The 9564-nt window shown below is 56.3% G+C and carries 9 protein-coding genes; 3 read left to right on the forward strand and 6 right to left on the reverse strand.

The features are described 5' to 3' along the window. Positions 1–35: 35 nt before the first annotated feature. Both IMQ33_RS25735 and xapA read right to left on the reverse strand, forming a co-directional pair. Positions 36–1295, reverse strand: coding sequence for a nucleoside permease (locus IMQ33_RS25735; RefSeq protein WP_065684661.1), 1260 nt, complete (start codon positions 1293–1295; stop codon positions 36–38). A gap of 74 nt (positions 1296–1369) precedes the next feature. Beyond that, positions 1370–2191, reverse strand: coding sequence for a xanthosine phosphorylase (gene xapA, locus IMQ33_RS25740; protein ID WP_196062601.1), 822 nt, complete (start codon positions 2189–2191; stop codon positions 1370–1372). Between the two features lie 133 nt (positions 2192–2324). On the opposite strand from xapA, the gene IMQ33_RS25745 reads away from it, so the two are divergent. Continuing rightward, positions 2325–3239 (forward strand): LysR family transcriptional regulator, encoded by a 915-nt coding sequence (locus IMQ33_RS25745; protein ID WP_024529144.1) that lies wholly within the window; start codon positions 2325–2327, stop codon positions 3237–3239. On the opposite strand, the gene ftsP is transcribed toward IMQ33_RS25745, so the two are convergent. The 4 genes from ftsP to IMQ33_RS26300 form a co-directional block, all read right to left on the reverse strand. After that, positions 3236–4651: a cell division protein FtsP gene (gene ftsP, locus IMQ33_RS25750; RefSeq protein WP_196062602.1), complete on the reverse strand. Its 1416-nt coding sequence runs from the start codon at positions 4649–4651 to the stop codon at positions 3236–3238. The two genes, IMQ33_RS25745 and ftsP, sit on opposite strands and share 4 nt — an antisense overlap. 98 nt (positions 4652–4749) lie before the next feature. After that, positions 4750–5481 carry a 1-acylglycerol-3-phosphate O-acyltransferase gene (locus IMQ33_RS25755; RefSeq protein ID WP_065684664.1) on the reverse strand — a complete coding sequence of 244 codons (732 nt, stop codon included), beginning with the start codon at positions 5479–5481 and terminating at the stop codon, positions 4750–4752. A 302-nt stretch (positions 5482–5783) separates the two neighbouring features. Next, complete coding sequence (gene parC, locus IMQ33_RS25760) at positions 5784–8057, reverse strand: DNA topoisomerase IV subunit A (protein ID WP_065684665.1); 2274 nt, start codon at positions 8055–8057, stop codon at positions 5784–5786. Positions 8058–8070: 13 nt separating this feature from the next. Then, positions 8071–8193: a hypothetical protein gene (locus IMQ33_RS26300; RefSeq protein WP_255518681.1), complete on the reverse strand. Its 123-nt coding sequence runs from the start codon at positions 8191–8193 to the stop codon at positions 8071–8073. 142 nt (positions 8194–8335) lie between these two features. Here IMQ33_RS26300 and IMQ33_RS25765 point away from each other — a divergent pair, with 142 nt between their 5' ends. Then, complete coding sequence (locus tag IMQ33_RS25765; protein ID WP_065684666.1) at positions 8336–8917, forward strand: NAD(P)H-dependent oxidoreductase; 582 nt, start codon at positions 8336–8338, stop codon at positions 8915–8917. 45 nt (positions 8918–8962) lie between these two features. Further along, positions 8963–9268 carry a putative quinol monooxygenase gene (locus tag IMQ33_RS25770; RefSeq protein WP_065684667.1) on the forward strand — a complete coding sequence of 102 codons (306 nt, stop codon included), beginning with the start codon at positions 8963–8965 and terminating at the stop codon, positions 9266–9268. Positions 9269–9564: the final 296 nt, after the last annotated feature.

Raw genomic sequence — 9564 nt, forward strand, 5'->3', positions numbered from 1 at the left:
ATCACAGGGGCTGAACTCAGCCCCTGTGTTTTACCTCAATGCGCCTTCTGCAGCTCGCCGCTCATCTCTTCCGGCCGATGTTGATAGTTGAAAGACAGGGCAAAAATCACCCCCAGCACCAGCGTATAGGCGGCAAATACCAGCCAGATACTCTGCCAGTCTTTCACCCCGTTATGGGTGAAGAAGTCCACAACCTCGCCGCTGGCAATGGCTCCAACGTAAGCCCCTGCACCGTTGACCATGGTCATGAACAGCCCCTGAGCGCTGGCACGAATGCGGTGGTCGGTTTCTTTCTCCACAAAGATGGCGCCGGAAATATTGAAGAAATCAAACGCGCAGCCGTAAACGATCATTGAAAGCAAGAGCAGTAGGAAGCCGAACCCGGCAGGCGTACCGTAGGCCAGGAACAGGAAACGCAACGTCCAGGCCGCCATGCTGATCAGCATCACCTGCTTGATGCCATATCTCCGCAGGAAGAACGGGATGGTGAGGATGAAAAACACCTCAGAGATTTGCGACAGGGAGAGCAGCACCGAAGGATAGCGCACGCTGAGGCTGTCCTGATAAAGCGGGTTAAGAGAGAAATCGTGCAGGAACGGGTTGCCGAAGGTATTGGTGATTTGCAGCGCCGCCCCCAGCAACATCGCAAACAGGAAGAACACCGCCATGCGCTTTTGCTTGAACAGCACGAACGCATCCAGCCCCAACATGCTGACCCAGCTTTGCGAGCGTTTCACCTTGTTGGTCGGGCAATTTGGCAACGTCAGGGAGTAGACTGCCAATAGCAGCGACACCGCGGAAGCCAGATACAGCTGCATATTGCTCAATTCAATACGGCTAAAGCTGATTAGCCACATCGCCAGAATAAAGCCCACGGTGCCATAAACCCGCACCGGCGGGAAATCCTTGACCGTATCAAAACCGTGCTTTTCCAGGCAGAAGTAAGAAATGGCGTTGGAAAGCGCCATGGTGGGCATATAGACCATCGCGTTGAACAGCATGACCCAGAACATCACCATCGGCTGATCGACCTGTGCAGCGTAGTACAACGCCACCGCCCCCAGCAGATGACACAGGCCATACAGACGGTTGGCCTTGATCCAGCGATCGGCAATGATCCCGGCCAGGCTTGGCATGATCAGCGCGGCGATCCCCTTCGAGCTGTACACCATACCAACCTGCGCCCCGCTGAAGTGCAGGGTGTTGATCATGTAGGAACCCAACGTCACCAACCAGGCGCCCCAGATAAAGAACTGGAGAAAGATCATCACCTTCAATCGTGTTTTTATTGCCATTACCATCACCTTATTGTTGTGATTTACGCGGCAAGGTAGGGACTTGCCGCGGGGTAGTCAGATGGAAATAAGGATTACAGCGTTTTGAAGAACTCACGGATCAGGCGCATAAAGTCGTCTGCCGCCAGCGCAGCGCAGCTCAGCGTCTGCTCATGGGAAAGCGGCGTATCGGATAACCCTTCGGCATAGTTGGTCATCGCCGAAACCACCAGCACTTTCAGGCCGCAGTGCCGGGCCGAAAGCACTTCTGGCACGATCGACATCCCCACCACGTCACAGCCCAGCGTCTGCATCATGCGGATCTCGGCCGGGGTTTCAAAGTTCGGGCCGGTGTAGGCGGCAAACACCCCTTCTACCAGTGGGATACCGGCCTTGGCCGCTACCGCCGCCAGCTGCGCACGCAGGTCTCGATCGTAGGCGTTAGCCAGGCTGAAGAAGCGTGGACCAAAACGCTCGTCGTTAGCACCCACCAGCGGGGATTCCGGCATAAAGTTGATGTGGTCGGTCAGCGCCACCAGGCTACCCGGGGCGACCGATTTACGCAGTGAACCAGCAGCATTGGTCGCCAGCAGGAATTCACAGCCCAGCAGTTTGAAGGTGCGCACGGCGGTGGTCATCACCTGCATGCCACGGCCCTCATAGAAATGTCCGCGCCCTTTCATACACAACACTGGCACACCTTCCAACCAGCCCGCCACCAGTTGCCCTGCATGGCCCACTACGCCGCTCACCGGGAAACCCGGAAGTTCGGTATAGTCGATGGTCACGGCGTCGGTCATTACGTCTGCCAGTGCCCCCAGCCCCGATCCCAGAATCAATGCAGCGCGAGGTTGAAAGCCAGGTAGTCTGGTCCGCAGCACGTCGGCACAAGAAAAAGCATCGTCTTGATTAAACATAGTATTCTCTTCTGTAGGGGGATAATTTAATCCCCATAGTAGAGAGCGACAGCGGGTGGCGACCAATACATTGTTGCCCGCTGATTTATTCTGTTTACCTATAAATACCCTGCATCGGGAGGCCCGAAAAACCATGAAAAAGCCACTACCCGACCCTAGCCGGATCAACTTTCGCCTGCTGCACTATTTCCGCGTGGTGGCGGAGGAGATGAACTTTACCCAGGCCGCACAGCGGCTGAACATGTCCCAACCGCCGCTCAGCAAGCATATCAAAGAGCTGGAAAGCCAGCTGGGGGTGGAGTTGTTCAAACGCACCACCCGCTCCATGGCGCTGACGCAGGCTGGCCGCACGCTGTTCCATAACGTCGAAACGTTGCTCGATCAGGCGGGCAATGCGCTCAATCAGGTGCAGCAACTGGGCCGTGGCGAGGCCGGCCATATGGTGATTGGCATGGTAGGCACCTCTGTCTGGGGCGGTTTGATCCCGGCACTAAAACGCTTTACCGGGCAGGAAGAGAAGGTCACCTGGACGTTGAATGAACAAACTCCCAGCCAGCAGATCGTCTCATTGCAGAAGCGGCATATCGATATCGGGGTCTGGCGTGAGGCAAAACAACAGGCGCTGCCGGGGCTGGCCTGTCAATTATTGGCGCGGGAGAAGATCTCGGTGGTGCTGCCGACGGGGCATCCACTGGCAACCGGGGAAGAAATCCAACTGCAAGCCCTGGAGCATGACAAATTTATCGTGCTGCCGCCCAACGAGGCCAGCCTGGGGCTGTATCTGCACAACCTGTGTCTGCAACATGGCTTTGCGCCGGACATCGTCCATCAGGTCAATGAACCGCAAACCTTGATGGCGCTGGTGGCGGAAGGCTTTGGTATTACGTTATTGCCGGACAGCTACGGGCGCATACCATGGCCCGGTGTACGGTTCTGCCCGTTGCAGGCGGCCCCTTCGGCGGATCTGTATGCGATCTACCACGCCGAAAGTGCCACCCCGGTGGTGAAGGCGTTCCTGAAAATGCTGCGAACGCCCGGGGCTGTTTAAGCGGAAGCCTGAACCACAAACTGGCCGGTCGAACCGCGATCGGCCATTTCCAACGTCTGGCTGTAGAACAGAAACGGGAAGTGCTCCGAGGAAACCTGGTTGAAGTACACCAGCAGCTCCACGTCGCCGTCGACCCAGACGGTATCCTTCCAGCCGCGATCCTCCGCCATCGGCTGCGCGCCATTGACGCGCTTAATCAGGAACTGTACGCCCTGAATGTGGAACGCCTGCGGCGTATCGGCATGAATGGTCCAACGCTCCCAGGTGCCCTGCATCGTTTGTATGTCGATGCGGTTCATATCCCAGATAGCCCCGTTGATCCCGGCCATCTTGTCGCCCAGACGGAATTCACGCGAGCGGCTGACGTTACCATCCAGCAGTTGATCTGCCAGCAGGCGCATCGGCAGATTGTCGGTGACCAGCGGCAACAGGCCTGTCGGTTTCAACGTCAGTACCTGGGTGGAAACCAGCATGCTGGAAGGTTCAAACAGGCCACGCAGACGATCCATGATCCCTGCCGCTTCACCGGCGGTGAGAGTCACTTCGGCCCCCTGCGACATGTCGATCAGCACTTCGCGGCGCTCACCTGGAGCCAGAGAAAGTTGCTGTACCGCGACCGGTGCAGGTAGGAATCCCTGATCGCTGGCAATCACGTTGATCGGCCGCCCATCACTAAGCTGCAACGAATAGCGCCGTGAGTTTGAGGCGTTCAACAGGCGCAGGCGAACCCAGCCACGTGAGACTTCGATAAACGGGTTCTGCACGCCGTTGACCAACAGCGTATCGCCAATAAAGCCCCCCTGCGCCGGAGGATCGTATTCCGGCGTACCAAAGTTATCCAGGCGCTTGTCCTGAATAATCAGTGGAAAATCATCGACGCCGTAATGGTTAGGCAGCGGCAGGTTTTTACTGATTTCATCCTCGACCAGCCATAGGCCGGCCAGGCCGTTGTAAACGTGTGGTGCCATACGGTTCGGCGTGTTGGCGTGATACCAGCAGGTGGCCGCCGCCTGACGAATAGGGATCACCGGCGACCAGTCAACGTTGGGCGACATCATGCGCGGCGCACCGCCCATCAGGGTACCTGGCACCTGCAACCCGCTGATGGTCATCGATACCGGCTCGGGCAGGCGGTTGCTGTAGATCAGTTTGACGTCGTCACCGTTGTAGACCCGCACCGTCGGCCCCAGATACATACCGTTGACGCCCCAGACGGACGCTTTGCGGTTGTCCATAAAGGCCCAATGGGCACGTTGCAGGGTTAAAAACAGCGGCTGACCACGGCGTGATTCCAGCAGTGGCGGGATCGGTAACGGAGTTGGCATCCCGCTCGCTTCGGCCCTCAGCGGCACGGTTCCCGCGCATAGCGCCAAGCCCGATGCCTGAATAAACTGACGTCGACTGAGTGACATATCTTCTCCATGAAAACAAAGCTGAACCGTGTGCAAAGCCCCGCTAAAGCGGGGCATAAACGGCATGAGGCCGTATGAAAATAGCTAACTGCGTTCTATTATTTTTTGGCGGCGTCTAACTTGGCGACTTCCGCATCCAACTGGTCAATCTTCGCCTTCATCAGCTCGCGACAATGGGCCGCCAGCTCACGCACCTGTTCTTTACTGTAATTACTGGTATCGACAGGTTCCAGCATCTCCACAATCACATGGCCGTTGTTCCAACGGTTCAGCTTGATCTTGTCGGTAGAAGAAACACAGATCGGCACAATCGGCACACCGGCCGCGATCGCCGCGTGGAACGCACCGGTTTTAAACGGCAGTAAGCCACGGCCACGGCTGCGGGTTCCTTCCGGGAACATCCAGATCGAGATGTCCTGTTTCTTGAAGGCATCCACCACCTGAGCAATGGTGCCATGGGCTTTAGCGCGGTTATCCCGGTCAATCAGCAGGTTACCGGTCAACCAGTAAAGCTGGCCGAAAAACGGGATCCACACCAGGCTTTTTTTGCCCACGGTCACGGTGCGTGGCTGTACCGCATTAGAAACCGTCACCATGTCGTAGTTGTTCTGATGGTTGGCAATGTAAATACATTTGCCGTTATTGTCCGCGCCAGCAGGCTTGCGGAGTTCAACCTGGATGCCGAACACTGTCGACAAGCGGCCGAATAGATGGCCAAAGGTCGCTACATGGCGGGGGTTACGCGGGCTGAATAAACAGTATAACGAACCGAAAAAACTCACCAACAGGCAATAGACCGTGACAATGATCGCACGTAATATCAATAACATAACAACCTCATTAGCACACTGCCAACCCGGCCGCTGAACGGCAGGGAAGATTTCTTTTTGTATGAGGAGCGCAGGCGGAAGAACGCGCGGCGCTTCTAAGTTCTCTATTTTCCCGCCAGCCATCGATCGGCACAATAAATTTATAGCCGGAAAAATTAACTAACTTAAAAAAATAGATCAGGATAAAAAAGCCCTGAATGGGTACAGCATACCAACAGGCGCAGCATGCAGCGCCCCTACGTAAGAATTTCTGCGATCGCTTGGGCGCAGTTTATTGCGCCCAAGCAGGGTATATCACCGCTTTACTCTTCGCTATCACCCAATGATTCGCGCTCTGGCATATCCACCTCAACCCGATCGATACGCTGCAGGCCACGTGGCAACAACGTGCCCTTACGGCCACGCTCGGCGCGGAATTTCTGCAGATCTTCCGGGCGCAGTTTCAGCTTGCGTTTGCCCACGTGCAGGGTGATCGAGGTCTGCGGCGGCAGTACGAACAGCCAGGCCAGTTTATCTTCCCCGCTGGCGGCCTGCGCCGACGGTATCGAGATAATCTTGTTGCCCTTGCCCTTCGACAGCTGTGGCAGATCGGCGACCGGGAACATCAGCATACGACCTGCGGCGCTGATAGACAGCAGCATATCGTCGCTGCCGTGGATTTCCATCGGTGGCAGTGCCTTGGCGTTGTCCGGCAGGGTGATCATCACCTTACCGGCGCGGTTGCGTGCGACCAGATCGTTGAAGGTACACACGAAGCCGTAGCCAGCATCGGAAGCCATCAGCAGTTTCTGATCGTCCGCAGCCATCAGCACCTGCTCGATGGTGGCACCTGGCGGTGGCGTCAGCTTACCGGTTAACGGTTCACCCTGGCCACGTGCTGAAGGCAACGTCAGCGGATCGAGCGCATAGCTGCGGCCCGTCGAATCGATGAACACCACCGGCTGGTTAGTCTTGCCGCGCGCGGCGGCAAGGAAGCTATCCCCGGCCTTGTAGCTCAAGCCGCTCGGATCGATATCGTGGCCCTTGGCGCTACGCACCCAGCCCATTTGCGACAGCACAATCGTCACCGGCTCCGAAGGCACAAAATCGTGCTCGCTCATGGCCTTGGCTTCTTCACGTTCGGTCAACGGTGAACGACGATCGTCGCCATAAGCCTGCGCATCGGCCTGGATCTCTTTCTTGATCAGGTTGTTCAACTTGCGCTCGGAAGCCAGCAGCGCCTGCAGATGATCGCGCTCTTTAGCCAGTTCATCCTGCTCGCCACGGATCTTCACTTCTTCCAGCTTGGCCAAATGGCGCAGCTTCAGCTCGAGGATCGCTTCGGCCTGGGTATCGGAGATGCCAAACCGCTGCATCAACACCGGCTTCGGCTCATCTTCGCTGCGAATGATGTGGATCACTTCGTCGATATTGAGGAACGCAACCAGCAAACCTTCCAGGATGTGCAGCCGTTTAAGCACTTTTTCCAGGCGGTAATTCAGGCGGCGGCGCACCGTATCACGGCGGAAGACCAGCCATTCGGAAAGGATCTCCACCAGCCCTTTGACCTGCGGGCGGTTGTCCAGACCGATCATGTTCATGTTGATGCGGTAGCTGCGCTCCAGATCGGTGGTGGCAAACAGGTGGTTCATCACCTGATCCAGATCGATACGGTTCGAGCGCGGCACAATCACCAGACGGGTCGGGTTCTCGTGGTCGGATTCATCGCGCAGATCTTCCACCATCGGCAGCTTTTTGGCGCGCATCTGGCTGGCGATTTGCTCCAGCACTTTGGCACCTGAAACCTGGTGCGGCAAGGCGGTGATCACCGCGCTACCGTCTTCTTTCTTCCAGATGGCACGCATGCGTACCGAGCCACGGCCATTCTGGTAAATTTTGCGGATCTCTTCGCGCGGGGTAATAATTTCCGCTTCCGTCGGGAAGTCCGGCCCCTGCACAAACTCCAGCAAATCGTCGAGCGATGAGCCAGGCTTGTCGATCAGGGCTACCGCCGCGGCGGCAATTTCACGCACGTTATGCGGTGGAATATCCGTTGCCATCCCTACCGCGATACCGGTCGTCCCGTTGAGCAGGATGTTCGGCAGACGTGCAGGCAGCATCTTCGGTTCTTGCATGGTGCCGTCGAAGTTGGGCACCCAGTCCGTGGTGCCCTGGCCCAGCTCGCCCAGCAGCACTTCGGCATATTTCGACAGGCGCGATTCGGTATAACGCATCGCGGCGAAAGATTTAGGGTCATCCGGTGCCCCCCAGTTCCCTTGGCCATCTACCAGCGGGTAGCGGTAAGAGAAGGGTTGCGCCATCAGCACCATAGCTTCATAACAGGCGCTATCACCATGCGGATGATACTTACCCAACACGTCACCGACGGTACGGGCAGATTTTTTGAATTTGGCGTTGTTGCTAAGCCCCAGCTCCGACATGGCATAGATAATGCGGCGCTGTACCGGCTTTAAACCATCGCCGATATACGGCAGCGCCCGATCCATGATGACGTACATGGAATAGTTCAGATAGGCGTTTTCAGTGAATGTGTGCAGCGGTAGACGCTCAACACCGTCATGAGTCAGTTCGCTCATTACTCAGATATCCTCAGACGACAAAGGGTCGATTCTGCCCGCGATAGTAACCCATCTGCGGGGTGGCTGTCACAGATGCTGCGTGGATCGGCCATTGATGCTGGCGATCGCCCCGGTTTATGCGAAATTCTGCCATCAGTGGCCGCCTTTATTGACTCACAGTCAACACTGTTGTGCGCTAGATCGCATTTTTCCCTGCTTCAGGAAGGATTACACTCCGTTTCAACGATATGCCTTACGGCCATCACATTCTATATTCTGACAGGAACCCAGCACCCATGAGCAATATCCTGATTATTAACGCCAAGAAGCAATTCGGCCACTCCAACGGTGAGCTGAACCAGACCCTGAGCGACGTTGCAGAAAGTTTCCTGCGCGATGCCAAGCACGATGTACAGGTCACCGTAGTCGATGACGGCTATGATATCGACGCCGAAGTGCAGAAATACCTGTGGGCCGATACGGTGATTTACCAGATGCCAGGCTGGTGGATGGGCGAGCCCTGGATCCTGAAAAAATATCTCGACGAAGTGTTCACTGCTGGCCACGGCAGCCTGTATGCCAGCGATGGTCGTACCCGTTCCGATGCCAGCAAAAAATACGGTTCTGGCGGGCTGATCCAAGGCAAGACCTACATGCTGAGCCTGACCTGGAATGCCCCATTGGAAGCCTTTACCGACCCTGACCAATTCTTCCACGGCGTGGGCGTAGACGGCGTTTATCTGCACTTCCACAAGGCCAACCAGTTCCTGGGGATGGAAGCACTGCCGACCTTTATCTGCAACGATGTGATTAAACAGCCGGATATTGCCAACGATATCGCACGTTTGCGCGCACATCTGGGCGAAGTCTTTGCTTAACTGTGATGGGTTTTATCAATCATACCCTTAACCAATGAGGCCGTAATGATCACCGTAATTGCAGAAATCAGAACCAGACCGGGCCATCGTGAAAGCGTATTAAAAGCGATTGAGAAGCTGTTGCCAGCGGTGTTGGCGGAAGAGGGCTGTGGCGGCTATCAGCCAATGATCGACGCCGACACCCAAGCACCGTGGCAGAAGCGCTCGCCGGATTCCATCTTTATGTTGGAGAAGTGGCAGAGCCAGGCGCATCTGGAACAGCACCTACAGATGGATCACATGCTCAAGCACCGTGAAATCATCAAGGACAGCGTGCTGGACACGACCATTTACGTACTGGATAACGCCTGAATGGGTGCGGCCCTTAGTGCCGCTACACCTAAAGCATGAAGCAGGTGGGGATGATGCAGGTTAGCCGACCGTTGAGCGCATGGATGTGCGATTGCAGCCCCCAAGGACAGGTTCACGGCGTGTCGGCGTTCTGCCTCATCCCCACCTCATCTTGCACGATTAACTGCAGCCATCCCCTGCTAGATATTCGGTCAAAACTGCCACTGTACGGTGAAACCCAGACTCACCGGGCTGGTGACGAAATTATCCGGCTTGGCGATTGGCACGCCCACAAAAGCATCATAGCTGATTGCCCC

This window comes from Serratia sp. Res13-Sevr-LER1-36-b (genome assembly GCF_015673035.1).
GTDB classification, from domain to species: Bacteria; Pseudomonadota; Gammaproteobacteria; order Enterobacterales; family Enterobacteriaceae; genus Chania; species Chania fonticola_C.

What these genes read in the sequence shown, in the direction of transcription:
- IMQ33_RS25745 (WP_024529144.1), top strand. Translation starts at nt 2,325, where the DNA reads ATGAAAAAGCCACTACCCGACCCTAGCCGGATCAACTTTCGCCTGCTG.
- parC (WP_065684665.1), bottom strand. Translation starts at nt 8,057, where the DNA reads ATGAGCGAACTGACTCATGACGGTGTTGAGCGTCTACCGCTGCACACA.
- IMQ33_RS25755 (WP_065684664.1), bottom strand. Translation starts at nt 5,481, where the DNA reads ATGTTATTGATATTACGTGCGATCATTGTCACGGTCTATTGCCTGTTG.
- IMQ33_RS25765 (WP_065684666.1), top strand. Translation starts at nt 8,336, where the DNA reads ATGAGCAATATCCTGATTATTAACGCCAAGAAGCAATTCGGCCACTCC.
- IMQ33_RS26300 (WP_255518681.1), bottom strand. Translation starts at nt 8,193, where the DNA reads ATGGCAGAATTTCGCATAAACCGGGGCGATCGCCAGCATCAATGGCCG.
- xapA (WP_196062601.1), bottom strand. Translation starts at nt 2,191, where the DNA reads ATGTTTAATCAAGACGATGCTTTTTCTTGTGCCGACGTGCTGCGGACC.
- ftsP (WP_196062602.1), bottom strand. Translation starts at nt 4,651, where the DNA reads ATGTCACTCAGTCGACGTCAGTTTATTCAGGCATCGGGCTTGGCGCTA.
- IMQ33_RS25770 (WP_065684667.1), top strand. Translation starts at nt 8,963, where the DNA reads ATGATCACCGTAATTGCAGAAATCAGAACCAGACCGGGCCATCGTGAA.
- IMQ33_RS25735 (WP_065684661.1), bottom strand. Translation starts at nt 1,295, where the DNA reads ATGGCAATAAAAACACGATTGAAGGTGATGATCTTTCTCCAGTTCTTT.